General features: G+C 65.9%; 18 protein-coding genes and 1 pseudogene. 13 read left to right on the forward strand and 6 right to left on the reverse strand.

The window, feature by feature from the left end; genetic code table 11:
- Nucleotides 1-67 precede the first annotated feature (67 nt).
- The gene (locus QA640_RS00305) at nucleotides 68-1,426 is read left to right on the forward strand and encodes a serine protease (protein ID WP_283038823.1); all 1,359 of its coding nucleotides are present in this window, start codon (nucleotides 68-70) and stop codon (nucleotides 1,424-1,426) included.
- 365 nt (nucleotides 1,427-1,791) lie between these two features.
- On the opposite strand, the gene mutM is transcribed toward QA640_RS00305, so the two are convergent.
- Complete coding sequence (gene mutM / locus QA640_RS00310) at nucleotides 1,792-2,673, reverse strand: bifunctional DNA-formamidopyrimidine glycosylase/DNA-(apurinic or apyrimidinic site) lyase (RefSeq protein WP_283038824.1); 882 nt, start codon at nucleotides 2,671-2,673, stop codon at nucleotides 1,792-1,794.
- Nucleotides 2,674-2,754: 81 nt separating this feature from the next.
- On the opposite strand from mutM, the gene ubiE reads away from it, so the two are divergent.
- The 12 genes and pseudogenes from ubiE to QA640_RS00370 all read left to right on the forward strand — a co-directional run bounded on the left by ubiE (nucleotide 2,755) and on the right by QA640_RS00370 (nucleotide 20,992).
- Entirely contained in the window at nucleotides 2,755-3,516 is a 762-nt protein-coding gene (ubiE, locus tag QA640_RS00315; protein ID WP_283038825.1) for a bifunctional demethylmenaquinone methyltransferase/2-methoxy-6-polyprenyl-1,4-benzoquinol methylase UbiE, read from the forward strand.
- Nucleotides 3,513-5,087, forward strand: a complete 1,575-nt coding sequence (ubiB, locus tag QA640_RS00320; protein WP_283038826.1) for a 2-polyprenylphenol 6-hydroxylase — start codon at nucleotides 3,513-3,515, stop codon at nucleotides 5,085-5,087. The genes ubiE and ubiB overlap by 4 nt, the downstream gene beginning before the upstream one ends.
- A gap of 56 nt (nucleotides 5,088-5,143) precedes the next feature.
- Nucleotides 5,144-6,595: a bifunctional phosphopantothenoylcysteine decarboxylase/phosphopantothenate--cysteine ligase CoaBC gene (coaBC, locus tag QA640_RS00325; RefSeq protein WP_283038827.1), complete on the forward strand. Its 1,452-nt coding sequence runs from the start codon at nucleotides 5,144-5,146 to the stop codon at nucleotides 6,593-6,595.
- Nucleotides 6,592-7,050 (forward strand): dUTP diphosphatase, encoded by a 459-nt coding sequence (gene dut, locus QA640_RS00330; RefSeq protein WP_283038828.1) that lies wholly within the window; start codon nucleotides 6,592-6,594, stop codon nucleotides 7,048-7,050. Before coaBC ends, dut begins: the two co-directional genes overlap by 4 nt.
- A gap of 194 nt (nucleotides 7,051-7,244) precedes the next feature.
- Nucleotides 7,245-9,749, forward strand: a complete 2,505-nt coding sequence (locus QA640_RS00335; RefSeq protein ID WP_283038829.1) for a PAS domain-containing sensor histidine kinase — start codon at nucleotides 7,245-7,247, stop codon at nucleotides 9,747-9,749.
- The gene (tsaE, locus tag QA640_RS00340; RefSeq protein ID WP_283038830.1) at nucleotides 9,746-11,272 is read left to right on the forward strand and encodes a tRNA (adenosine(37)-N6)-threonylcarbamoyltransferase complex ATPase subunit type 1 TsaE; all 1,527 of its coding nucleotides are present in this window, start codon (nucleotides 9,746-9,748) and stop codon (nucleotides 11,270-11,272) included. Before QA640_RS00335 ends, tsaE begins: the two co-directional genes overlap by 4 nt.
- Nucleotides 11,273-11,482: 210 nt before the next feature.
- Nucleotides 11,483-11,793 (forward strand): annotated as a pseudogene (locus QA640_RS00345) (PilZ domain-containing protein).
- A gap of 113 nt (nucleotides 11,794-11,906) precedes the next feature.
- Nucleotides 11,907-12,629 (forward strand): nucleotidyltransferase family protein, encoded by a 723-nt coding sequence (locus QA640_RS00350; protein WP_283038831.1) that lies wholly within the window; start codon nucleotides 11,907-11,909, stop codon nucleotides 12,627-12,629.
- A gap of 165 nt (nucleotides 12,630-12,794) precedes the next feature.
- A complete protein-coding gene (gene addB / locus QA640_RS00355; RefSeq protein WP_283038832.1) occupies nucleotides 12,795-15,941 on the forward strand; it encodes a double-strand break repair protein AddB in 3,147 nt (1,048 codons plus the stop codon).
- Entirely contained in the window at nucleotides 15,935-19,444 is a 3,510-nt protein-coding gene (gene addA / locus QA640_RS00360) for a double-strand break repair helicase AddA (RefSeq protein ID WP_283038833.1), read from the forward strand. Before addB ends, addA begins: the two co-directional genes overlap by 7 nt.
- A gap of 68 nt (nucleotides 19,445-19,512) precedes the next feature.
- Complete coding sequence (gene trxA, locus QA640_RS00365) at nucleotides 19,513-19,833, forward strand: thioredoxin (protein ID WP_254101356.1); 321 nt, start codon at nucleotides 19,513-19,515, stop codon at nucleotides 19,831-19,833.
- Between the two features lie 145 nt (nucleotides 19,834-19,978).
- Nucleotides 19,979-20,992 (forward strand): ATP-dependent DNA ligase, encoded by a 1,014-nt coding sequence (locus tag QA640_RS00370; protein WP_283043075.1) that lies wholly within the window; start codon nucleotides 19,979-19,981, stop codon nucleotides 20,990-20,992.
- Between the two features lie 40 nt (nucleotides 20,993-21,032).
- Here the strand turns inward: QA640_RS00370 and QA640_RS00375 are convergent, their stop codons facing one another.
- The 5 genes from QA640_RS00375 to QA640_RS00395 form a co-directional block, all read right to left on the reverse strand.
- Nucleotides 21,033-22,376 carry a folylpolyglutamate synthase/dihydrofolate synthase family protein gene (locus QA640_RS00375; protein WP_283038834.1) on the reverse strand — a complete coding sequence of 448 codons (1,344 nt, stop codon included), beginning with the start codon at nucleotides 22,374-22,376 and terminating at the stop codon, nucleotides 21,033-21,035.
- The gene (gene accD, locus QA640_RS00380; protein ID WP_283038835.1) at nucleotides 22,373-23,314 is read right to left on the reverse strand and encodes an acetyl-CoA carboxylase, carboxyltransferase subunit beta; all 942 of its coding nucleotides are present in this window, start codon (nucleotides 23,312-23,314) and stop codon (nucleotides 22,373-22,375) included. The genes QA640_RS00375 and accD overlap by 4 nt, the downstream gene beginning before the upstream one ends.
- A 127-nt stretch (nucleotides 23,315-23,441) precedes the next feature.
- Nucleotides 23,442-24,278, reverse strand: coding sequence for a tryptophan synthase subunit alpha (trpA, locus tag QA640_RS00385; protein ID WP_283038836.1), 837 nt, complete (start codon nucleotides 24,276-24,278; stop codon nucleotides 23,442-23,444).
- Between the two features lie 148 nt (nucleotides 24,279-24,426).
- A complete protein-coding gene (gene trpB / locus QA640_RS00390; protein ID WP_283038837.1) occupies nucleotides 24,427-25,644 on the reverse strand; it encodes a tryptophan synthase subunit beta in 1,218 nt (405 codons plus the stop codon).
- Nucleotides 25,641-26,300 carry a phosphoribosylanthranilate isomerase gene (locus tag QA640_RS00395; protein WP_283038838.1) on the reverse strand — a complete coding sequence of 220 codons (660 nt, stop codon included), beginning with the start codon at nucleotides 26,298-26,300 and terminating at the stop codon, nucleotides 25,641-25,643. Before QA640_RS00395 ends, trpB begins: the two co-directional genes overlap by 4 nt.
- Between the last annotated feature and the right edge of the window lie 64 nt (nucleotides 26,301-26,364).

Here is a 26,364-nt window from a genome sequence, read left to right on the forward strand (position 1 = left end):
GAGATTGTTTGCGACCAACGAGATGTGCTTCAATGAGCCCTCATTCAATGGCCGGGTTGGATTTGTCATGAGATCGATGCTCGCGGCAACATTTGTGTTGATGACCGCGACTGCTGCGCATGCGCAGATGACGACGCCGCCGCTTCCCGGCGCCAAACCGAAGACGGTCCAGACCGTTCCGATCCGTCCCGCATTGCAAACGCCCTCCGAGACCGCGGACGCCATGGCCCGGGCAGAGCGTGTTCTCCTGCAATCCGACCTCGCCTGGGTCGGACAGTATAACGGCGCGATCACCGGCGACGTCAGCGAGCGCATGGTCAACGCCATCAAGGAATACCAGAAGGCGCAGGGCGGCAAGCCAACCGGCGCGCTGAACCCGCAGGAGCGCGCCGTACTCGCCGAGACGGCGCGCAAGAAGCAGGAGAGCGTCGGCTGGAAGATCGTGATGGAGCCGACCAGCGGCGCGCGGCTCGGCATCCCCGGCAAGCTCGTGCCGCAGCAGGCGAGCGATGCCAACGGCTCGAAATGGACTTCGCCGACCGGCACGGTGCAGGTGCTGCTGAGCCGCCGCAAGGAGGCGAACCCGACCACCGCAAAGCTCGCCGAAGTCGAAAAGAAGGAGCCCGCCGGGCGCAAGATCGACTACACCGTGGTGAAGCCCGACTTCTTCGTAATGTCGGGGTTGCAGGGCCTGAAGAAGTTTTACGTGCGCGGCACCTTCAGAGGTGACGAGGTGCGGATCATGACGATCCTCTACGACCAGGCCATGGAAAACACCGTCGAGCCAGTCGTGATCGCAATGTCGAGCGCCTTCAACGCGTTTCCGTCAGGGCCGCAGGCGAGCCCGCCACCGCGCAAGACGGTCGAATATGGCACCGGCATCGTCGTCACCGATGACGGCGCGATCGTCACAGACCGTCTCGTCACCGACGGCTGCCTAGCCCTCACGATCGGCGGCTACGGCAATGCCGACCGTCTTGCCGAGGACAAGGAGCACGATCTCGCGCTGTTGCACATCTATGGTGCGCGCGGATTGAGGCCACTCGATCTTTCCGGCGGCACGGCGAAGACGAATGTCGATATCGTCGGCATCGCCGATCCCCAGAACCAGGGCGGCGGCGCCGCGGTCTCGAGCCTCAAGGCCGCGCTGGCCCCGGTCGCGAGCGGCGCTGCCGCGCTCTCGCCGCCGCCGGCGGTTGGATTTTCCGGCAGCGCCGCGATCGACGGCGACGGCAAATTCGCCGGCATCGCGCTGCTGAAGCCGGCGATCGTCGCCGGCCCCGCCAACTCGGCCCCCGCTGCGCAGGCCGTGATGGTGTCCGCAGGTATCGTGCGTGATTTCCTGAAAGCGAACGCTGTCACCGCAAATGGCAGCTCGGCGGATGCGAAAGCGGCCGTCGTGCGCGTGATCTGCGTGCGCAAATAGACCAGGCAATGATGGTCTTCCTGTCGCGTCCCGACGCGCTCCGCCGGGATCGGGGCATGAGAACCCGGCTCAGTCTGAACCGACACGACCACGGATTCAGTAATGGTACGGATTAACCGGAATCCAAGTTTCCGCCATCATCGTCATTGTTGATTCGGACATCCGCGATCCCTTTGGATCGGGCCGGGCACGACGATCAAGTTGCAGAGGCGAGCACCTTGGACCACGCTCGTCATTGCCAGGAGCTATAGCGACAATCCAGACTGTCTCCGCGGAGAGAAATTCCGGATGCTTCACTCCGGTCGCAATGACGGCGAATGCTCAGTCCAGCTCAACTCCTTCAGAATCGGCGACTGCTCTGCTTTTCATTTCTGACATTTCGGGCACCAGAACGTCGAGCGTCCGTTCTGGGTAAAGCGCTTCACGATGCCGCCACAGCCCGGCGTTTTGCACGTCTGGCCTTCGCGATCATAGACCTTGAACGAATGCTGGAAGTAGCCGAGCTCGCCGGATGTCTGGCGATGATCGCGCAAGCTCGAGCCGCCCGCGTCGATCGCATCGTTGAGCACGGCATGGATTGCTCCGACCAGCCGCTTCGCGTGGTCGGTCGGCTCACCCTTTCGCGTGGCCAGCGTCGCGGCGATCCGGCGCGGCGACAGATGTGCCCGATGCAGCGCCTCGCAGACGTAAATGTTGCCAAGCCCTGCCACCACGCGCTGGTCGAGCAGCGCGGCCTTCAGGCTGGTCTTCTTGCCGGCGCAGGACTGTGCCAGCATCGCGGCGTCGAACTCGTTGCCGAGCGGCTCGGGGCCGAGCCCGCGCAGCAGTGGCTCGTCCTCGAGCGCATTGCGCGCGATCACTTTCATATAACCGAAGCGGCGCGGATCGTTGAACACGATATCGGCGCCAGAGGACATGCGAAACAGCACGTGGTCGTGCGTCGAGTCCTTGCCCCTGGGATAGTGAAAATCTCCCGGCGCTTTTTCGTCATCCGGCTTGATCACGCGGAATGAGCCGGACATGCCGAGATGCATCAACAGCACGTCGCCCGAGGCGAGATCGGCCATGAGATATTTTGCGCGCCGGCCGAGCCCGGTGACCACCTGGCCCTGGAGCCGCGCCACGAAATCCGGCTGAAAGGGAAAGCGCAAATCGGCCCTGCGGGCCTCCGCCTTGACGATTTTTGCGCCTTCCATGACAGGCTGGAGTCCACGGCGGACGGTCTCGACTTCGGGCAATTCAGGCATAGTCGGGCATTCACCTTATGAGGGCGGTGTGATAGCGCCATTGCGGCGGCCGCGCTATGGTCCGCCTCGTGGAGTAGAGTAATGGATCGGCCGGGCGAAACCACGCATTTTGGCTTCAGGGACGTCCCCCTGAGCGACAAGCAGACGCTGGTGAACGATGTGTTTCACAGCGTTGCTTCGCGCTATGACCTGATGAACGACCTGATGTCCGGTGGCCTGCACCGGATCTGGAAGGACATCATGATCAACGCGCTCGATCCGCCCCGGGGCGACCGGCCGTTCGCGCTGCTCGACGTCGCCGGCGGCACCGGCGATATCTCCTTCCGCGCCGCCAAGGCGGCAGGCGCCGGCTTTCATGCCACGGTCTGCGACATCAACGCCAACATGCTGGCCGTGGGACGCGAGCGCGCCGAGAAGCGGCATCTCGACACCCAGGTCGACTTCGTCGAGGGTAATGCCGAAGCGCTCGCCTTTGCCGATCGTAGCTTCGACGCATATACGATCGCTTTCGGAATTCGTAACGTGCCGCGGATCGATCTCGCGCTTGGCGAGGCCTATCGGGTGCTGAAGCCGGGCAGCCGCTTCCTGTGCCTGGAGTTCTCCACGGTCGAGATGCCCGGGCTCGATCGTCTCTACGACCTGTTCTCATTCAAGGTGATTCCGCCGCTTGGCCGCATGGTCACCGGCGATGCCGAGTCCTACCAGTATCTCGTCGAATCGATCCGCAAATTCCCGAAGCCGAACGTCTTCGCCGACATGATCCGCGACGCCGGCTTCTCCCGCGTGAGCTGGCAGAGCCTGTCCGGCGGCATCGTCGCATTGCATTCAGGCTGGCGTTTGTGATCTCTGCCATTACCCACATTGGGCGTCTTGCCCGCGCCGCGATCGTGTTCGCGCGCGAGGGCGTGTTCGGCGTCGTCGATCCAACCCTGGTGCCGCCGCCCGGGCAGCTCGCATTGAAACTCGCTCGCCTGGTCGAACGGCGCGGCGACAAGTCCGGCCCGCGCCTGTCGCGGGCGCTGACCCGGCTCGGACCTGCCTATCTGAAGCTCGGTCAGTTCCTGGCGACGCGACCAGACGTGGTCGGTGTCGTCATGGCGCGCGATCTGGAAAGCCTCCAGGACCGCCTGCCTCCATTTCCGCAGCAAGAAGCCGAAGCGGTCATCGCAACCTCGCTGGAGCGCCCGCTCACCGACGTGTTTGCGAGCATCGGGCCTCCGGTCGCGGCGGCTTCCATTGCCCAGGTGCATCGCGGCGAAGTCATTCGCAATGGCGTGCGCCATCCGGTTGCAGTCAAGGTGCTGCGGCCCAATGTCGCCGCGCGTTTCCGGCGCGACCTCACCGATTTCTTCTTCGTCGCCCACAAGGCGGAGACTTACTCGGCCGAAGCCCGCCGCCTGCGCCTCGTTGAGGTCATCAACACCATGTCGCGCTCTGTCGCCATGGAGATGGACCTGCGGCTGGAAGCGGCTGCGCTGTCGGAGATGGCTGAGAACACGCGCGACGATCCGGATTTTCGCGTGCCCACGGTCGACTGGGATCGCACCACGCACAACGTGCTGACGATGGAATGGATCGACGGCATCGCGTTGAACGATCACGCGCGCCTAAAGGAAGCCAATGTCGACCTGCCCGATCTCGGCCGCAAGGTCATCCAGAGCTTCTTGCGGCATGCGCTGCGCGACGGCTACTTCCACGCCGACATGCATCCAGGAAACCTGTTCATGGACGATGCAGGACGCCTCGTCGCCGTCGATTTCGGCATCATGGGCCGGCTCGGCTTGAAGGAGCGGCGCTTTCTCGCGGAAATCCTGCTCGGCTTCATTACCCGCAACTATCGCCGCGTGGCGGAGGTGCATTTCGAGGCGGGCTACGTGCCCTCGCATCATTCGGTCGAGAACTTTGCGCAAGCAATCCGAGCCATCGGCGAGCCGATCCACAACCGCACCGCCGAGGAGATCTCGATGGCGCGGCTGCTCACGCTGCTGCTCGAGGTCACCGGTCTGTTCGACATGACGACCCGGCCCGAGCTGATCCTATTGCAGAAAACCATGGTGGTGGTCGAGGGCGTGGCGCGCGGTTTCGACCCCAGGCTCGATATCTGGAAGACCGCCGACCCCGTCGTGCGCGAATGGATCGAGCGCAACCTCGGACCCATCGGCCGGGTGCAGGGCGCGCTCGCCGGCACCAGCGAGATCGCGCGGGTGTTGATGAACCTGCCCGATATCGCCGGGCGCTCGGTCAGGGTACTGGAGCAGCTCGAGACCATGACGCGCGAGGGCCTGCGGCTGTCGCCCGAGAGCATCGCGGCCATGGGCCGCAGCGAGGGCCGCAAGAACCGCTGGCGCACCGTGGCGCTCTGGATCATCGCCGTGACCTTCATCGGAATCCTGATCGCCGTCCGGAATCTGTGATTGCGATGCAATCACAGATTCGATAGCATTGCCATCATCCCCTGCTGGAGGGCGTCATGGCCAGCCTGACCATCCGCAAGCTCGACGAGGGCATCAAAACCTATCTGCGCCTGCGCTCGGCCAAGAACCGCCGCTCGGTTGAGGAAGAAGTCCGGGTCATCCTGCGGGAGCTGATCGAGGGCCGCGAGGAGCCGCTGACGCCGTTCGCGGTGCCGCCCGCCGCATCCCCCGCCGCCCCATCCCCACGCACCAGCGCCCTAGCCGAGGTCAGCGTCACCTTGATCATCGGCGGCGGGATCGCAGCCTACAAGTCGCTCGACTTGATCCGCCGGCTGAAGGAGCGGCGGGTCGAGGTCCGCTGCGTGCTGACCAAGGCCGCGCAGCAATTCGTCACGCCGCTGGCGGCAAGCGCGCTGTCCCATGAGCGCGTCTACACCGACCTGTTCGACCCCCAGAGCGAGTTCGACGCCGGCCATATCCGGCTCGCGCGCGACTGCGACCTGATCGTGGTGGCCCCTGCGACCGCCGATCTGATGGCCAAGATGGCGAACGGCCATGCCGATGATCTCGCCAGCGCCATCCTGCTCGCCACCAACCGAAAGATCCTGCTGGCGCCGGCGATGAATCCGCTGATGTGGAACAACGCCGCGACACGCCGCAACGTCGGCTTGCTCCAGCGCGACGGCGTCGTGATGATCGGCCCCAATGCCGGCGAGATGGCGGAAGCCGGCGAAGCCGGCGTCGGCCGGATGTCCGAGGCGGTCGAGATCGCGGCGGCCGCCGAGCGCCTGCTTCGGCCGCCAGTACCGCGGCCACTTGTCGGCAAGCGGGTACTGATCACAGCAGGTCCGACGCACGAGCCGATCGATCCGGTGCGCTACATCGCCAACCGCTCCTCCGGCAAACAGGGTTTTGCCATTGCCACGGCCGCGCAAGCCGCAGGCGCCGAGGTCATTTTGGTGAGCGGCCCGGTCGATCTCGACGATCCCGACGGCGTCAACGTCACGCACGTGGAATCGGCCCGGCAGATGCTGGAGCAGGTGCAGGCCTCGCTTCCGGTCGACATCGCCATCTTTGCCGCAGCCGTCGCCGACTGGCGGGTCGCCAATGAAGGCGAGCAGAAGCTGAAGAAGACGTCGGCCGGCATGCCGCCGCTTCAGCTCGTCGAGAACCCCGACATCCTCGCCACGATCTCGAAACTCAGGGACAAGCGTCCGCCGCTGGTAATCGGCTTTGCCGCCGAGACCGAGCACCTCATCGACAACGCCAAGGCCAAGCTCGCGCGCAAGGGCTGCGACTGGATCGTCGCCAACGATGTCTCGCCGGCCACCGGCGTGATGGGCGGCGACCGCAACACCGTGCATCTGCTCAGCCGCAAAAGCGGCGGGGAGGACGGCGAGATTGCGGTTGATTCCTGGCCGGTGATGACCAAGGAACAGGTCGCCACCGAGCTGATCGCGCATGTCGCGAAAAGCCTGAATGACGAAGCAGCGGAGCCGGCATCTTGAGCACAACAGTCGCGGTCGAACTGCAGCGCCTCGCACACGCCGAAGGCCTGCCGCTGCCGGCCTACCAGTCGCAGGAGGCCGCCGGTCTCGACCTGATGGCCGCGGTTCCCGAGAGCGAACCTCTGACGCTCGCCCCCGGCAAGCACGCGCTGGTGCCGACGGGACTCGCGATCGCGTTGCCGGGCGGATACGAGGCGCAGGTACGGCCACGTTCGGGGCTCGCCGCCAAGCATTGCGTCACCGTGCTGAACTCGCCCGGAACAATCGATGCGGACTATCGCGGCGAGATCAAGGTGATCCTGATCAATCACGGCGATACGCCGTTCGTGATCAAGCGCGGCGAGCGCATCGCCCAGATGGTGATCGCGCCGGTGGTTCAGGCCCGTCTGGTTCCCGTCGCCACGCTGTCGGCGACGAATCGCGGTGCCAGCGGCTTCGGCTCGACCGGGCGCTGAGCCTTTCGGCAAATTCGATCGAATCGACCGCAAAACGACGCGGTTCACATGGCCTGGCGGGCATTTTTTTGGGGCCACCTTTGCGTTCACGATCTGGACTCTTACCGGTCGAGTCACGTTGGGGATATTGTCGTTTGATTCGCGCGCGGCGGGGGAAATCGCCGGGCGCAAATTCGTGCGGTCTTGGGGCAATTATGTCAGGCGTGATCGTGTCGATGCGTCGGACGCTGCTATCGTGCACGTCATTGGCGCGCAACGGCCTGATCGGCGGCGCTCTCGCGGCGTTGCTTCCGGCTGCGCCGGCGAAGGCCGCCGACCTCATCGACACACTTTCCACACTGCTGGAGTTCAACCGGCAGGAAATCGCGGTGCTGACCACCGCGCTGGCTCTGCTCGGCTTCTCGGTCGTGGCCGCGATCCTGTTGATGCGGACCCGCGTCCGCACCGCGAAGCTCGAGGCGCGGTTGCAGACCCGGATCGGGGAACTGCAACTCCAGGCCGACCGCTTCGGCGCGCTGCTGTTCGCCGAGCCGCAGATCCTGATCTCCTGGCCCGCGGGGGATAATCGCGCCCAGATCTCGGGCGACATCTCCATGGTGCTGGCGCGCGACTCCTCGCCGCAGCGCGTGCTGGCGTTTGGAACCTGGCTGCCACCCGAGCCGGCGCTCCAGATGGATCACGCGGTCGACGCGCTGCGCGAGCATGGCGACGGGTTCCAGCTCAACTTGACCACCACGGGCGGCCGAACGCTCGAAGCCATCGGCCGCGCCATCGGCGGCCAGGCCATTGTCAGGATTCGCGAGCTCTCGGGGCTCAGACGCGAACTCGCCGAAACCAATTTGCGGCACAAGGCGCTGCTCGACGAGACCGAGATGCTGCGCGGCTTTGCCGCCACCAGCCCCTGGCCGATCTGGGCCAAGAGCGCGAACGGCGCGCTCGCCTACGTCAACCCCGCCTATGTACGGGCGACCGAAGCCGCGAGCGTCACCGACGCCCAGGAGCGCAAGCTCGAACTTTTGGACAGCGCCGACCGCGCCGACATGGAGCGCGGGCTGAAGGATGCGGCCAACTTCACCTCGCGCCTGCCGATCGTGATCGGCGGCGAGCGCCGCATCTACGACGTTCGTGCCGTCAATGTCGGTGACGGCAGCGTCGGCGTCGCGATCGACGCCAGCGAAGCGGATGCGCTGAGTTCGGCGCTGGTGCGGATGGCGGAGGCGCATCGCCGCACCCTCGACCAGCTCTCCTCCGGCGTCGCCGTGTTCGACGGACAACGGCGACTTGCCTTCTACAACGACTCCTATCGCCGGCTCTGGGATCTCGACCGTACCTTCCTCGATGCCAATCCCGATGATTCCAGCGTGCTCGATCAGCTCCGCGCCGCGCGCAAGCTGCCGGAACAGCCGGATTTTCGCGCCTGGAAGGCCAAGCTGCACGAGGCCTATCGCGCGGTCGAGACCGCCCATGACACCTGGTTTCTGCCCGACGGTCGCGCGCTCTCCGTCGTTACCACGCCCAGCCCCGAAGGCGGCGTCACCTATCTGTTCGATGACGTCACCGAGAGCCTGGATCTCGCGCGCCGTTTCGACGGCCTGATCCGCGTGCAGCGCGAGACGCTGGACAGCCTCGCCGAAGGCGTCGCGGTGTTCGGCAGCAACGGCAAGGTCCGTTTGTCGAACCCGGCCTTCGCGCGGATGTGGAAGCTGTCGAACGAGGCGTTGCACGAGCAGCCGCACATCCAGACCGTGGAGAGCTGGTGTCATCCGCTGTTCGATGAGGCGAACGTCTGGCGACAGATTCGCGAAGCCATCACTTCGATCGAAAATCGCGTCGATGTGCCGCTGAAGCTGGAGCGCAAGGACGGCAGCGTCGTGAACGGCATGATCCGGCCGCTGCCCGACGGCGCCACCATGCTGACCTTCCAGGACATCACCGACACCGAGAACGTCGAGCGCGCGCTACGCGAGCGCAACGAGGCGCTTGAGGCGGCCGACCAGATGAAGGTGGATTTCGTTCACCACGTCTCCTACGAACTGCGCGCGCCGCTCACCACCATCATCGGCTTCGCGCACTTCCTCAGCGATCCCTCGACCGGCCCGCTGACGGCGAAACAGGCCGAATATCTCGATTACGTCACCAAATCGACCAACGCGCTGCTCGCTTTGACCAACAACATCCTCGATCTTGCGACCATCGACGCAGGCGCCATGAAGCTCGAGCTCGGCCCGGTCGATGTGGCCAAAGCGATCGAGCTTGCCGCCGAAGGTATCCAGGACCGGCTCGCCACCGACCGCATCCGCCTCAGGGTCGAGATCGCCCCCGACGTCGGCAGCTTCGTCGGCGACGAGAAACGCGTGGTGCAGGTGCTCTATAACCTGCTCGCCAATGCCATCGGCTTCTCGCCGCAGGATTCTACCGTCGGCATCAGTGCGCGCCGCACCGAGCGCAGCGTGGTCTTCACCGTGACAGATTCCGGGCCTGGAATACCTGCCGACATGAAGGACAAGGTGTTCAACTGGTTCGAAAGCCGCTCGCAAGGCTCGCGCCATCGCGGCGCCGGCCTCGGCCTGTCGCTGGTGCGCTCCTTCGTCGAGCTGCATGGCGGCAAGGTGCGGGTGGATTCGATCGTCGGCAAGGGTACGACCATGACCTGCGATTTTCCGACCGACCAGGCGGCGCATCGCGACGCCGCCGAATGACCGCGTCAACGACCTTCTGCGTCGCGCTTTTCAACGAGACGGCCACTGCACGGCTGATGGCCGACCTCGCGCTCCTGGTCGGACCCGGCGACGTCATCGCCCTCTCTGGCGATCTCGGTGCCGGCAAGACCGCCGCCGCACGCGCCATGATCCGCTATCTCTCGGGCGACGAGACGCTGGAAGTGCCGAGCCCGACCTTCACGCTGGTGCAGAGCTATGAGCTGCCGGCTTTCGCGGTGCTGCATGCCGATCTGTATCGCGTCGAGGACGAAGGCGAGCTCGAGGAGATCGGGCTTTCCCCGCTGCCTGAAGGCACGCTCGCCCTCGTCGAATGGCCGGAGCGCGCGCCGTCCGCCTTACCTCCGGATCGCATCGATATCACGCTCACGCACCGGCCCGCGCTCGGGTCGACCGCGCGTGCAGCCGATATCACCGGCCACGGCAAGGCTGCAGCAACGGTTGCGCGGCTGAAGGCGCTGCGCGAGTTTCTCGAAACATCCGGTTACATGGAGGCGACGCGCCGCCGCATGAACGGCGATGCCTCGACGCGTTCCTATGCGCGGCTGCTCCGCGACGACGGCATCGTCATCCTGATGAACTTTCCCAGACGCCCGGATGGCGCCGCGATCTACAACGGCAAGTCCTACAGCGCCGCCGTGCATCTGGCCGAAGACGTCAAGCCCTTCGTCGCGATCGACGAGGGCTTGCGCGCGCAAGGCATCTCCGCGCCTCAAATCCACCATTCCGATCTCGACCACGGCTTCCTGATCACGGAGGACTTTGGCAGCGAGGGCGTGATCGAAGGCGATCCGCCGCGCCCCATAGCCGAGCGCTATGAGGCCGCGACCGATGCGCTGGCCGCGCTGCACGGCGTGGCGTTGCCGGAGACCCTGCCGCTGCCCGGTCATGGCGACTACGCCATTCCCGTCTTCGACGCCGAGGCACTTCTGATCGAGATCGGGCTGATGCCGGAATGGTATCTCCCCGATCGCGACGCTCCGCTGAGCGAGGAGAGGCGCGCGGAGTTCTTCGCGATGTGGCGCCAGCTGATCGAGAAGCCGCTGGCGGCGCCGAAGAGCTGGGTGCTGCGCGATTATCACTCGCCCAATCTGATCTGGCTTGCGGACCGCATCGGCATCGCGCGTGTCGGCGTGATCGACTTCCAGGACACCGTGCTGGGACCGCAATCCTACGACGTCGTCTCGCTGCTCCAGGACGCCCGCATCGATGTGCCTGAGAGCCTCGAGCTGACGCTGCTGTCGCGCTACATCAAGGCGCGGCGCGCCGGCGATGCCGGCTTCGATCCGGCGGGCTTTGCCGAGCTCTACGCCATCATGTCGGCGCAGCGCAATACGCGCCTGCTCGGCACCTTTGCGCGCCTCAACCGCCGCGACGGCAAGCCGCATTATCTGCGCCACCAGCCGCGGATCTGGACCTATCTTCAGCGCTCGCTGGCCCACCCGTCACTGGCTCATATGCGGGACTGGTACCTCGCCAACGTTCCGCCGCCCAAAGCGCGATGAGATGCGGATGAGTCGTCATCGCGCTTCGGGTTTTGTTTGCGCATGATCTCCGCGCAAACGCTCCGCGTTTGCGCGAAAGAAAACCGCTACACACATTTCCGGATCATGCTTTAAGAGGCTGATCAAAACCTCGATTTACCGGCTGTTAGCCATCGCGGTCGTAATCTCGCCCGCTGGAGGCCGGAAGATACGGGTCGGAAGCGAGGACGCATGGCAGCGAGCACCGAACGGCGCAAAGGCGACCGCGTCGTCTTCGAGCGCGGGATACCCGCGCATATGATGGGGATCGACGGGACCTGGCGGCGCGATTGTGTCACGAGGACGTCTCGGAGACCCGCGCCAAGCTCACCATCGACGGCTCGGTCGAGGGTCTGCACCTCAAGGAATTTTTCCTGCTGCTGTCCGGATTGGCCTACCGCCGCTGCGAGCTGGCCTGGGTCAATGGCGACCAGATCGGCGTCAACTTCCTGAAACAGGGCGACAACCGGAAAAAGGCACGATCCACATCTGCGGGAGCTTGACTGCAACACTCGTCTTACAAACGTCACCCCAGGTGATTATGGCAGTTTGGCCGGCCGATCGGCGTGCTAGGATTGGTGCGGCCGCAGAAACTGAGGTTCCGAGAAAGTCAGGGATGCCCGTCAAACCGACCAAAGCCATGGTACTCGCAGCCGGACTCGGCCTGCGCATGCGCCCCCTGACGGAGAAGATGCCGAAACCACTGGTGAGCGTCGCGGGCCAGCCGTTGCTCGACCACGTGCTCGACAAGCTCGGCCAGGCCGGCGTCGCCGAGGCGGTGGTCAACGTCCACTATCTACCGGACCAGATCATCGGCCACGTCGCCGGCCGCAAGCAGCCGCGCGTGATCATTTCGGATGAGCGCGACCAGGTGCTCGGCACCGGTGGCGGCGTGGTCAAGGCACTGCCGCTGCTGGGCGATGCCCCGTTCTTCCACGTCAACTCCGACACGCTGTGGATCGACGGCGTGCGCTCCAACCTGGAGCGGCTTGCGGAGAATTTCGATCCGGCGCGGATGGACATCCTCTTGTTGATGGCGCCGACCGCGAGCAGCATCGGCTATAGCGGCCGCGGCGACTACTCGATGCAGCCGGACGGCGCCTTGCGTGCCCGGCGCGAGAACCAGGTGGTACCGTTCGTCTATGCGGGTGCGGCCATCATCTCGCCGACGATCCTCGCCGGCGCACCCAAGGGCGAGTTCTCGCTGACGAAAATGTTCGACCGCGCCGGCGAGCACGAGCGGCTGTTCGGCCTCCGCCTCGACGGCCTGTGGATGCATGTCGGCACGCCCGATGCCGTGCGCGCAGCGGAAGAGGCATTTCTGGAGAGCGTGGCTTAAGCCGCCCTCGTGTCCCGGACGCGGTGCAGCGCGCAGCGGTGCGGCGCTGCGTCCGGGGCACGAGAGCAAGTGCTGTGGCGAACAGCGGGGAAGACGTAGCTTGCGCGCATGACCATTTGAAGCGATCTCCCTATATTGGCGCCTGATCCCCGAATCAGGCAGCTCATGCGCGTCTTCACCGTCCCAGTCTCGGTTCCCTTCCTGCGCACGGTCGTCGCCGCGCTGCTCGACGGCGGGCTGGTCGACGGCTTTGAGGCGCGCAAGGAACCGGCGCGGTTGGCGGACGCCACGCTCTACCTGCCGACACGGCGCGCGATGCGCGTGGTGCGCGAGATCTTTTTGGAGGAGATGAAGGCTGACGCCGTCGTGCTGCCGCGTATCGTCGCCCTCGGCGATATCGACGAGGACGAGCTCGCCTTTGCCGACGAGGCCGAGCAGTTTTCCGGCACGGCGCCGCTCGACATTCCACCACGACTCGGCGAGCTCGAACGCAGGTTGACGCTGGCGCGGCTGGTCGCGGCCTGGGCCAAAGGTCCGGTGCTGGCGCCGCTGGTGGTCGGCGGCCCGGCCTCGACGCTCGCGCTCGCCTCGGATCTTGCGCGCCTCATCGACGACATGGTGACGCGCGGCGTCGACTGGAGCGCGCTCGACGGGCTCATTCCCGACCAGCTCGATCAATACTGGCAGCATTCGCTTCAGTTCCTGCGCATCGCGCGCGAGGCCTGGCCCAACCACCTCGCCGAGATCAACCGGATCGAACCCGCGGCGCGGCGCGATCAACTCATCGCCGCAGAAGCAAAGCGGCTGACCGTGCATCCCGCAGGGCCCGTGATCGCTGCAGGCTCGACCGGTTCGATGCCGGCCACCGCAAAATTCCTGCACGCGGTGGCGTCGCTCCCGCATGGCGCCGTTGTGCTGCCGGGCCTCGACACCGATCTCGACGAGGACGCTTGGCGCACCATCGGCGGCGTGCGCGATGCGCTGGGCAGGTTCGCGGAACATCCGGCCTCGAACCATCCGCAATATGCGATGCATGCGCTGCTACAGCGCTTCGGCATCAAGCGCAGCGACGTCGATAGTCTCCGGCCGCCGGCGGAGGGCGGCCGCGATCTTCTGGCATCCGAGTCGATGCGGCCATCTGCCAAGACGGAAATTTGGCACGATCGCCTGAAGCAGCCCGACGTTGCCGCAAAAATTGCCGGCGCCATGACGAACCTCGCCGTCGTCGAGGCGCCCAATCCCGAGATGGAAGCGCTGGCGATCGCGATTGCGATGCGCGAGGCGCGGCACCTCGACAAATCCGCAGCGCTGGTGACGCCGGATCGCGCGCTCGCCAGGCGGGTGATGGCGGCGCTCGCACGATGGGATCTCGCCTTCGACGATTCCGGCGGCGACGTGCTGATGGAAACCTCCGCCGGCACCTTTGCGCGTCTTGCGGCGGAAGTTGCGACGAAGGGCCTGGAGCCGCCGACCTTGCTGGCGCTGCTGAAGCATCCGCTGTGCCGGCTCGGCGCCGTGCCCGGCGCGTGGACGCGCGCGATCGAGGGTTTGGAGCTCGCGGTGTTGCGCGGCACACGCCCGCCGCCCGGCACGGCAGGGCTCTCGCGCGAGTTCACCCGCTTCCGCGATGAGCTCGCAAAACTCTGTCGTAACGAGGTTTCCGCGCTGCATCGGAGCGAGCCCCGCGCGCGGCTGAAGGCGGAGGATCTCGAGCGCATCCAGGCGCTGATCGCGACCTTGCAGACGGCGCTGGCGCCGATCGAGAGTCTGGCATCGTCGAAGCCCTGCGATTTCGCCGAGCTCGCGCATCGCCATCGCGAGATCCTGATCGCGCTGTCGCGCGACGAGCAGGGCATTCCGCTTGCCTTCGAGGATCGCGAAGGGCTGGCGCTTGCCGCCGCCTTCGACGACCTCTTGCGCGGCGGGACGACGAGTGGGTTGGTGGTTCCGCTGCCGGATTATGCGGATGTGTTCCAGATCGCGTTCGGCAACCGCGCGGTACGGCGGCCGGACAAGCCCGGCGCACGGCTCCAGATCTATGGTCCCCTGGAATCGCGATTGATGCAGGCCGACCGCATCATCGTCGGCGGACTGATCGAAGGCGTGTGGCCGCCCTCGCCGCGCATCGATCCCTGGCTCAGCCGACCGATGCGGCACGAGCTCGGCCTCGATCTGCCGGAGCGCCGCATCGGCCTCTCCGCGCATGACTTCGCGCAACTGCTCGGCGCCGATGAGGTGATCCTCACCCATTCCGCCAAGGCGGGCGGTGCGCCGGCGGTGGCCTCGCGTTTCCTGCATCGGCTGGAGGCGGTTGCGGGTGATGCGCAGTGGAAGGCGGCAAAACGCGCCGGGGAAAAATACGTGCGGTTCGCCGGCGCGCTGGACCAGCCCGACGAGGTCAAGCCGATCAAGCAGCCCGAACCGCGGCCGCCGCGCGCAACGCGGCCGCTGAAGCTGTCGGTCACCGCGATCGAGGACTGGCTGCGTGATCCCTACACGATCTATGCAAAATACATTTTGCGGCTCGATGCGCTCGATCCCGTCGACATGCCGCTTTCGGCGGCCGACCGTGGCTCTGCCATCCACGATGCGCTGGGCGAGTTCACGGAAGCCTACGCGGCCCGCCTGCCCCAGGATCCGGCGCGCGTGCTGCGCGCGATCGGCGAAAAGCATTTTGCGCCGCTGATGGAGCGCCCCGAAGCGCGCGCGTTGTGGTGGCCGCGCTTCCAGCGCATTGCCCGCTGGTTTGGCGATTGGGAGCAGGCGCGGCGCGACGCAATCGAAGCGATCACCGCCGAGACCCGCGGCGAGATCGCAATCCCGCTCGGCAATGAGCGCACGTTTTATCTCTCCGCGCGCGCCGATCGCATCGAGCGGCGCCAGGGCGGCGGTTACGCGATCCTCGACTACAAGACCGGCCAACCGCCGACCGGCAAGCAGGTGCGCATGGGATTGTCGCCGCAGCTCACGCTGGAAGCCGCGATCCTGCGCGAGGGCGGCTTCCCGGACATCGACGCCGGCTCATCCGTCAGCCAGCTCGTTTACGTTCGCCTGAGCGGCAACAATCCGCCGGGGGAAGAGCGCATTCTCGAGCTCAAGATCAAGCCGAGTGACACACCGCAGCCGCCGGACACCGCAGCCGCGGAGGCACGAAACAAGCTGGAAGCACTGATCCGCGCCTTCGAGGATGAGAACCAGGCCTATACCTCGCTGAATCTGCCGATGTGGACCAACCGCTACGGCGCTTACGACGATCTCGCGCGCATCAAGGAATGGTCTGCCGCCGGCGGCCTGGGGATCGAGGAATGGTGAAGGCACCGCGCCCCATCCCCGATGCCGTGCGTGCGACACAGGCGCGCGCGTCCGATCCGAACGCATCGGCCTTCGTGTCGGCCAATGCCGGCTCGGGCAAGACCCATGTGCTGGTGCAGCGCGTGATCCGCCTGTTGCTGTCGGGCGTGCCTCCGGAAAAGATCCTCTGCATCACCTTCACCAAGGCGGCCGCCGCCAACATGGCGGAGCGCGTCTTCACCACGCTCGGCCATTGGGTGACGCTGGACGATGCCGCGCTGGACGATGCGATCCGCGCGGCCGGGATCCCCTATCCCAACGCAAAACTGCGGCGTGAGGCACGAAAGCTGTTCGCCTGCGCGCTGGAGACGCCGGGCGGATTAAAAGTACAGACAATTCACGCGCTATGCACGCGGCTGCTCCAGCAGTTCCCGTTCGAGGCCAATGTGCCGGCGCGCTTCGCCGTGATCGACGAGCGCGACCAGACCGACATGATGGAGCGCGCCAACCTGAAGGTGTTGCTGGAGGCCGCGCGCGATCCTGAGAGCGTCACCGGCCGCGCACTGCTGACCGCGATGGCGAGCGCCGCCGACGTCACCTTCAAGGAGGTCGTGCGCGAAGCGTGTCTCAGCCGCGACCACTTCATGGCCTGGACCGATGCGGCCGGCAGCGCCGAGCTAGCTGCCGCGGAGATGGCGGCGGTGCTGGGCGTCGATGCAGGCGATCGTGTGGAGGACATCGAGCTTGAAATTCTCGACGGTCCATTCCTGCCGCGTGCGCGCTGGGACGACATCGCCTTTGCGCTGGAGGACGGCAGCAAGTCCGACAACGATCAGGCGGAGCGACTGCGCGCCGCAAAAGGGTTTTCAGGCGGCGCGCAGGTCGATGCCTACCTGAACGTCTTCCTCACCGACGAGAAGCTGCCGCGCAAGGCGGTGCTGACCAAGAAGTTCGGCGATCACAACCCCTCCGTCGCTCGCCTGTTCGAGGCCGAGGCGCAGCGTCTCGGCGGGCTCATCGAGAAGCGCCGCGCGGTCACCGTGCGGGACCGCACCGAGGCCCTGCTGCATATCGCGACCGCCGCGGCGGCGAACTACCGCCGTGAGAAGCAGGAGCGCGGGCTGCTCGACTACGACGACCTCATCGACAAGACGCTGACGATGCTGAACCGCGTCAGCTCGGGCTGGGTGCATTACAAACTCGACCGCGGCGTCGATCACGTATTGATCGACGAGGCGCAGGACACGAGTCCGCGGCAATGGGACATCGTCGCGCACATCATCTCCGAGTTCACGGCCGGCGAAGGTGCGCGCGAGGGGCTCAACCGCACCATCTTCGCCGTCGGCGACGAGAAGCAATCGATCTTCTCGTTCCAGGGCGCGCAGCCCCGGGAATTCGACGCGCGCCGGCGCGAGCTGCATCGCAAGTTCACCGCAGCCGGGTTGAAATTCGATCCGGTCGCATTCACCTATTCGTTCCGTTCGGGTGCTGCGATCCTGCACTCGGTCGACCACGTCTTCCGTGAGCCCGAGATCTACAAGAGCATCCACGCGATCGAGATCGGCCATCCCCTGCACAATGCACTGAGTGACGCCGGCCCGAGCCTGATCGAGCTCTGGGATCTTGCGGAAGCCGACGACCGGCAGGACATCGAAGGCTGGCGCGCGCCGTTCGACGGCGTCTCCGTGACCAGCCCCGAGGTCAAGCTCGCCCGCCGCATCCAGACCGAGATCAAGCATCTCGTGGAGAGCGGCACGCTGACGGGACATGCCGGCGAGCGGCGTCCCCTGCGCTATGGCGACATGCTGATCCTGGTGCGGCGTCGCGGCAATGCGTTCGACGCGGTGATCCAGGCGCTGAAGCACGCCGGCATCCCGGTTGCCGGCGCCGACCGATTGAAGCTGACCGAGCACATCGCGATCATCGATCTGATGAACCTCGCCGATGCGCTGCTGCTGCCGCAGGACGATCTTGCGCTCGCGGTGGCGCTGAAGAGCCCGCTGTTCGGCCTCGACGACGACGACCTGTTCGCGCTCGCTTGGGATCGCAAGGGCTCGCTGCGCCGCGCGCTGGCCGAGCACGCGCGTGGAAGCGAGAAATTCGAAAGCGTGCTGCGCCGGCTGGAGGCCTGCGAGGCCCGCGCGCGCAACGAGACGCCGTTCGCCTTCTATGCCTGGCTGCTCGGCGGCGACGAGGGCCGCGCGCGCATCCTGCGCCGGCTGGGCCACGAGGCCAACGATGCGCTCGACGAGTTTTTGGAGCTCGCGCTGAACTATGAGCGCAAGGCGCCGGCTTCACTGCAGGGTTTCATGGCTTGGCTGCGCTCGGCCGACACCGAAGTGAAGCGCGACATGGAGATCTCGCGCGACGAGGTCCGCGTGATGACAGTCCACGGTGCCAAGGGCCTGGAGGCCTCCGTGGTGTTCATGGTCGACACCACATCCTCGCCCTCGGACACGCAGCGCCTGCGGCTGATCCAGGTGCCGCGCGGCAATGGCGGCGAGATCGTGGTCTGGGCCGGCCGCAAAGCTGACGATCCGAAGCCCGTTGTCGATGCGCGCAAGGCCATGCTCGAGGAGACCGAGGACGAATATCGCCGCCTGCTCTACGTCGCGATGACGCGGGCGGCCGACCGGCTGATCGTCGGCGGCTGCATGCCCGGCAACATGAACACGGTGCGCAAGCTGTGCTGGTACGATCTCGTCGACAAGGGGCTCACCGGTTCCGGTCTCGAGAAACAGACGACCGAGACGCCGCTTGGCAAGGTGACCCGCTTTGCCCGTCCCTCGGACGTCGCGGCGCTGGGCACGCCCTCAACCTCGGTTGACGAGACAATCGCGCTGCCGGCTTGGCTGCGAACCAAGGCGCCCAAAGACATCCTCGATGACGATCCGGTGCGGCCCTCCGGCCAGGCTGCCAAGGAAGGCCGCGCGGTCCGTTCGGGCGAATCGCTCCAGTCCCGGGCCCTTGCATTGCAGCGCGGCACGCTGGTGCATCGGCTGCTGCAATCCCTGCCCGATATCGCCACTGAGCGCCGGCGCGAGTCCGCGCTCGGCTTCGTGGCGCGCAACGCCGCGGATTGGCTGGAAGCCGACCGCGCGGCGCTGGCCGACAAGGTGCTCGCTTTGATCGCCGCGCCGCGTTTTGCCGCCGTGTTCGCGGCGGGCAGCCGCGCCGAGGTCGCTATCGTCGGCCGGCTCGAACGACCCGGCCGGCCGCCGGCGCTGGTGTCGGGCCAGATCGACCGGCTGGTGGTCACGCCGGACGAGGTCCTGATCGTCGATTTCAAGACCAACCAGGTGGCGCCGAAGAGCGCCACTGAGGCGCCGGCGGCTTATGTCCGCCAGCTCGCGCTGTACCGGGCCGTGCTCTCCCGGCTCTATCCCCAAACGCCGATCAGGGCGGTCCTGCTCTGGACCGAGACCCTTGAATATATGGAGATTTCCGCTCCCGCGCTGGACGCGGCGCTGGCATCCCTTCATGTCGGCGTGAGCATCCTTGACCCGGCAAGGCACCGTTCATAGGTTGACGCCATGATCTTTGGTGCGATTCCACGTCGCGCCGCTTCCTTTCAACCGAACGAGGTACTCCAATGGCCGTTGGCAAGGTTTCTGACGCCGATTTCGAAGCCGAAGTGCTCAAGGCGAACGGCCCGGTGGTCGTCGATTTCTGGGCCGAATGGTGCGGCCCCTGCCGCATGATCGCACCCGCGCTCGACGAGATCGCCGGCGCGATGGGCGACAAGGTCAAGATCGTCAAGCTCAACGTCGACGAGAGCCCGAAAACCGCGTCGAAGTACGGCGTGATGTCGATCCCGACCCTGATGATCTTCAAAGGCGGCGAGATGGCCTCCCGCCAGGTCGGCGCCGCGCCGAAGGCGAAGCTCCAGCAGTGGATCACCGCCGCGGTCTGATCTCAGTCGCTGACGACTATTTTCGACACCGGCCGGCGAAATGCCGGCCGTTTTGCGTTGGGAGGCTATGTCCTGCGTCTAACGAGGCCTACCCTTGCCTGCCCCTCCCCGCAAACGCGCGCGCAAATCCACCTTTCCCATTGCCATGGAAGCGCGTTCGGTCGACGCCATCCCCCGCGGGCGGGAATGGCAGTACGAGCCGAAATGGGATGGCTTTCGCTGCCTGCTCTCGCGCGAGGCTGACAGCGTTGATCTCCGCTCCAAGTCCGGCGAGGATCTCGCGCGCTATTTTCCTGAGCTCGTCGCCGCGGCTCTGAAGCTGAAGGCAAACAGCTTCGTGCTCGACGGCGAGATCGTCGTGCCGCAGGGCAAGAGCTTCTCCTTCGATGCGCTGCTGCAGCGAATTCATCCCGCCGCGAGCCGGGTGAAGAAGCTCGCCCAGGACACGCCGGCGCTCTATCTCGCCTTCGATCTGCTGAAGACCGTCAAAGACAGGCAGCTTGCCGAGACGCCACTGAGCGAGCGAAGGCCGGCGCTGGAAGCTTTCGCGAAAGCCAATTTCCGGAACAGCGCGAGCTTCCGTCTCTCGCCGGTCACGTCGAGCTACGCGACCGCGCAAAAGTGGCTGGCGCAATCCGGCGGCGGCTCGGACGGCGTTATCGCCAAGCGCATCGACCTGCCCTATCGGGCCGGCAATCGCGACGGCATGCAGAAGATCAAGCGATTTCGCAGCGCGGATTGCGTTGTCGGCGGCTTCCGCTATGCGACCAACAGAATCCGCGGCCGGAAGGTCGTCGGCTCGCTGCTACTTGGGCTCTATGACGACGAGGGCCTGCTGCACCATGTCGGCTTCAGCTCGGCGATCAAGCAGGAGGAGAAACCTGGGTTGACCGACAGGCTGGAGGCGCTGATTGGCGAATCCGGCTTCACCGGTAACGCGCCGGGCGGTCCGAGCCGCTGGTCGACGGAGCGCTCGGCGAAGTGGTGCCCGCTCAAGCCGAAGCTGGTGGTGGAGGTTTGCTACGACCATTTCAGCGGTGAGCGTTTTCGCCACGGCACCTCGATCCTGCGCTGGCGCCCCGACAAGGCGCCGCAGCAATGCACCTTCGTGCAGTTGAAGCAGAAGGCGGCCGACCCCATGAAGCTGCTACGACCGTAGTCCGGATTTCGCTTCCGCTCTATCCGGGCTACGCGAGACTCTATGCAGGAGGCGTGCCGTTGAGCGCGAGCACATGGCCGGCGAGATAGAGCGAGCCGGTGATCAGGATGCGCGGCGGCACCTCGTAGGCGAGCCGTGAGAGAGCGCGCAGCGCCGCCTCGACGCCCGGCGCGGTCTCGACGCGCATGCCAAAACTGCGTGCGGCGTCTGCGAGCCGATCGGCCGGCATCGCGTTCTCGGCTCCCGGAATCGGCACCGCGATGATGTGACGGGTGAGGCCGGCGAAATTGGCGAGGAAGCCGTGGGCGTCCTTGTTGGCCATCATGCCTGAGATCACCACCAGCGGCCGCGACACCCGCTCTTCGAGATCGCCGAGCGCGGCCGCAGCAACGCGGCCGCCCTCGGCATTGTGGCCGCCGTCGAGCCAGATCTCACTGCCCTGCGGCCCCCAGCCGAGCAACTCGCCAGAGGTGAGCCGCTGCATCCGCGCCGGCCATTCGGCGCCCAAGATGCCGGCCTCAAACGCTGCATGGCTGATCTTGAAGGCGCCGGTGGCGCGCAGCGTCGCGATCGCGAGGCCGGCATTGTCGAATTGGTGGCGACCGAACAGGCGTGGCGCCGCGAGATCCATCAGCCCGCGATCGTCCGAATAGACCAGCCGCCCGTGCTCGACATTGACATGCCAGCCCTCGCCCGCCGCAAACAGCGGCGCGCGCATGCGTTTCGCCTGCGCCTCGAGCACCGCCATCGTCTCGGGCGCCTGCTCAGCCGAGATCACGGGCACGCCGCGCTTGATGATCGCGGCTTTCTCGCCGGCGATCGCGGTCAAGGTGTCGCCGAGGAAATCCGTATGATCCATGCTGATCGGCGTGATCACGCAAGCCGCCGGTGCATCGACCACATTGGTCGAATCGAGCCGTCCGCCAAGCCCCACCTCGAGCAGCACCACATCGGCCGGATTTTGCGCGAACAGGTGGAAGGCGGCGGCGGTCTTCAACTCGAACACGGTCGCGGCTTCGCCGGCGTTGACGCGCTCGACCAATTCCAGCGCGTCACGGAGCTCATCGTCGCCGACCAGCACGCCGCCGCCGACGCGGCCGAGCCGGAAGCATTCGTTGATCCGGACCAGGTAGGGCGAGGTGTAGGCGTGGACGCACAGGCCGGCGGCTTCCAGCGTTGCGCGGAGATAAGCGAGCGTCGAACCCTTGCCGTTGGTGCCGGCGATGTGGATCACCGGTGGCAGCTTGCGTTCGGGATGGTCGAGCCGCTCGAGCAGGCGATGCATCCGCTCGAGCCCGAGATCGATCCGCTTTTGATGCAGGGCCGACAGCCGCCCGATCACGTCACCGAGCGACGGCTTTGTGCTGTCAGCAGAGGCGTTCACGCGTGCGGTGCGGCCGGCGCCACTTCGGGGGCCGATACGATCTGCGCCGCGCTCGTGACTGGCTGCACCGACTTGGGCACGTTCTCCAGCGCCGGCGACCTGGTCAGCAAACGGCAGAGCCGCGCCAGGGTGGGACGCAAATCATGGCGGTGCACGACCATGTCGACCATGCCGTGCTCCTTCAGGTACTCGGCACGCTGGAAACCTTCGGGGAGCTTTTCGCGGATGGTCTGCTCGATGACGCGGGCGCCGGCGAAGCCGATCAGCGCACCGGGCTCGGCGATCTGCACGTCGCCGAGCATCGCATAGGACGCAGTGACGCCGCCGGTGGTCGGGTTGGTCAGCACCACGATATAGGGCTGTTTTGCCTCGCGCAGCATCTGCACCGCGACCGTCGTGCGCGGCATCTGCATCAGCGACAAGATGCCCTCCTGCATGCGTGCGCCGCCCGAGGCCGCGAACACGATGAAGGGCGACTTCTTCTCGACCGCGAGCTCGAGCCCGCGCACGATGGCTTCGCCCGCGGCCATGCCGAGCGAGCCGCCCATGAAGTCAAAATCCTGCACGGCGATGACGACGGCGGCGCCTTCGAGCTTGCCATAGCCGACCTTGATCGCATCGTTCAGATTGGTGCGGGCACGCGCATCCTTGATGCGATCGGCGTATTTCTTTTCGTCGCGAAATTTCAGCGGATCGGGAGTGACCTCGGGCAAAGCGACGTCGAACCAGGTCTCGTTGTCGAAGATCGACTTGAGCCGCGCCACCGCGCCCATGCGCATGTGGTAGTTCGAGCCGGGGATGACGAACTGGTTAGCCTCGACGTCCTTGTAGAACACGAGCTGCCCGGAATCCGGGCATTTGATCCACAGGTTCTCCGGCGTCTCCCGCCGCAGCATGTTACGGATCTTCGGCCGGACCACATTGGTGAGCCAGTTCATGGTTTGCTCCGATTAGCCATCCCGCCTGGGGATCGCCTGAAGGGATATATGGCGCCCGGGACTTCCCCCGGCAAGCCGCCGTGTGGTCCGCGTTGGAAGCGGAATTATGGCCTATTCTTACTGAATCCTATTCCGCCGCCTGCCGCGCGCCCCGCACGCCCTGGGCGAGGGACGCGGTCAACTCGGCGACGGCGTTAACGGTCCTGCTGGTGGCGTGTCCCTCCGCATCGAGGCTGTTCTTGAGGGCATCGACCAGCGCGGTGCCGACCACCGCGCCATTGGCGTGCGAGGCGATGGCGCGGGCCGCTTCCGGGGTGCGGATGCCGAAGCCGACGCAGACCGGCAGTTTTGTATGGCGCTTGATGCGGGCGACCGCCTCGCTCACGGCGCTGGAGTCCGCGGCCGCCGCACCGGTGATGCCGGTGATCGAGACGTAGTAGACGAAGCCCGACGTGTTGGCGAGCACGGCTGGCAGACGCTTGTCGTCTGTCGTCGGTGTCGCCAGGCGGATGAAGTTGAGGCCGGCCTTCATCGCGGGCAGGCAGAGCTCGTCGTCTTCCTCCGGCGGCAGGTCGACGATGATGAGGCCATCGACGCCGGCGGTCTTGGCATCGGCCAGAAACTTGTCCACGCCATAGATATAGATCGGGTTGTAGTAGCCCATCAGCACGATCGGCGTCGTGTTGTCGTCCTTGCGGAAGCCGCGCACGAGCTCCAGCGTCTTCTTCAGCGTCATGCCGCCCTTGAGCGCGCGAAGCCCGGCGGCCTGGATCGACGGGCCATCGGCCATCGGATCGGTGAAGGGCATGCCGATCTCGATCACGTCAGCGCCGGACTTCGGCAGCGCCTTGATGATCTCGAGCGAGGTCGCTGGATCGGGATCACCGGCCATCAGGAAGGTGACGAAGGCCGAGCGGCCCTGCTTCTTCAGCTCGGCGAAACGGGTATCGATACGCGTGGTCATGTTTTTGCGGTCGCCGTGCTATACCTCTCCCCTCCGGGGAGAGGTCGGCTGCGCAGCAGCCGGGTGAGGGGGATGGAGAAGTTCAAGGCCAGAGCTCGGAGGCTCCGCAAATCCGTCGGGGAGAGGTGCAGAAAGCGCGACGTCTGCCTCACTTGGCCTTGCCCCTCAGGATGTCGCCGACTTGCGGGACGTCCTTGTCGCCGCGGCCGGAGAGATTGACGACCATCAGGTGATCCCTGGGCCGCTTCGGCGCGAGCTCCATCACCTTGGCAATGGCATGCGCCGGCTCGAGCGCCGGGATGATGCCTTCGAGCCGCGACAATAGCTGGAACGCTGCGAGCGCCTCGTCATCGGTCGCGGAGAGATAGTTGACGCGGCCGATCTCGTGCAGCCAGGAATGCTCGGGGCCGATGCCGGGATAGTCGAGACCGGCCGAGATCGAGTGCGCGTCCTGGATCTGGCCGTCCTCGTTCATCAAGAGATAGGTGCGGTTGCCGTGCAGCACGCCTGGACGTCCGCCCGCGATCGAGGCGGCGTGCAACTGCGTGAGCCCATGGCCCGCAGCCTCGACGCCGAAGATCTCGACCGAGGGATCGTCGAGGAAGGGATGGAACAGGCCCATGGCATTGGAGCCGCCGCCGATGCAGGCGACCAGCGAATCCGGCAGCCGGCCTTCGGCTTCCTGCATCTGCACCTTGGTTTCGTTGCCGATCACCGACTGGAAGTCGCGCACCAGCGTCGGATAGGGATGGGGACCTGCGACCGTCCCGATGCAATAGAAGGTGTTGTGCACGTTGGTGACCCAGTCGCGCAGCGCCTCGTTCATGGCGTCCTTCAGCGTGCGCGTGCCCGATTGCACCGGAAACACTTTTGCGCCCAGCATTTCCATGCGGATGACGTTGGGCTGCTGCCGCTCGACGTCGACGGCGCCCATATAGACCACGCATTCGAGGCCGAACCGCGCGCACAGCGTCGCGGTCGCCACACCGTGCTGGCCGGCGCCGGTCTCAGCGATGATCCGCTTCTTGCCCATGCGCCGCGCCAGCATGATCTGGCCGAGCACGTTGTTCACCTTGTGCGAACCGGTGTGGTTGAGCTCCTCGCGCTTGAAGTAGATCTTTGCGCCGCCGAGATGCTCGGTCAGGCGCTCGGCGAAGTAGAGCGGCGAGGGCCGGCCGACATAGTTCTTGAGGTAGCCGTTCATCTCGGCCTGGAAGGACGGATCGGCCTTGGCCTCGTTGTACGCCTTCTCCAGATCGAGGATCAGCGGCATCAGGGTTTCGGCGACGAAGCGTCCGCCGAAGATGCCGAAATGGCCGCGCTCGTCCGGGCCGCTGCGGTAGGAGTTTGGTTTGGCGATGTTCATCGTACGCTCAACTCTTGGGTGGCGCGCGCGGCGCGAATGAAGGCTTTGATCATCTCCGGGTCCTTCACGCCGGGGGCGCTCTCGACACCGGAGGAGACGTCGACGCCGCCCGCGCCGGTGAGGCGAAGGGCCTCCGCGACGTTCTGGGCGTGCAGCCCGCCCGAGACCATATAGGGCAGCTTCAGATCGAGGTCTTTCAAGAGGCGCCAGTCGAAGGGTGCTCCCAGCCCGCCGGGCCGCGTCGCGTCCTTCGGCGGACGGGCATCGAACAGGATGCGGTCGGCAACCGCGGCGTAGCCGGGCAGGTCAGCGAGATCGGCCGCCGTCTCGATCGGCAGCGCCTTCATCACCGGGCGGCCAAACTTCTGCCTGATGTCGCGCAGCCGCGCCACGCTCTCCTTGCCGTGGAGCTGGAGGATATCCGGCGACAGCGCGTCCATGATGTTGTCGAGCGTCGCGTCGTCGGCATCCACCGTGAGCGCGACCTTCAGCGCCCGCTTCTTGACCTGGCGGCCGAGATCGCGCCCGGCTTCAAGCGACAGATGCCGGGGCGAGGGTGGAAAGAACACGAACCCCACCATGTCGGCGCCGGCGTCGAGCGCGACGTCAAGCGTCTCGCGCGTGGACAGGCCGCAGATTTTGACGAGCAGGGACATGATCTCAAAGCGCGTGGAGGCCGCGGTGCCGCGGCCGGAAAAACGGGTTTTCGGTGCGGCCGCT

It is taken from the genome of Bradyrhizobium sp. CB82, from assembly GCF_029714405.1.
Taxonomy (GTDB): domain Bacteria; phylum Pseudomonadota; class Alphaproteobacteria; order Rhizobiales; family Xanthobacteraceae; genus Bradyrhizobium.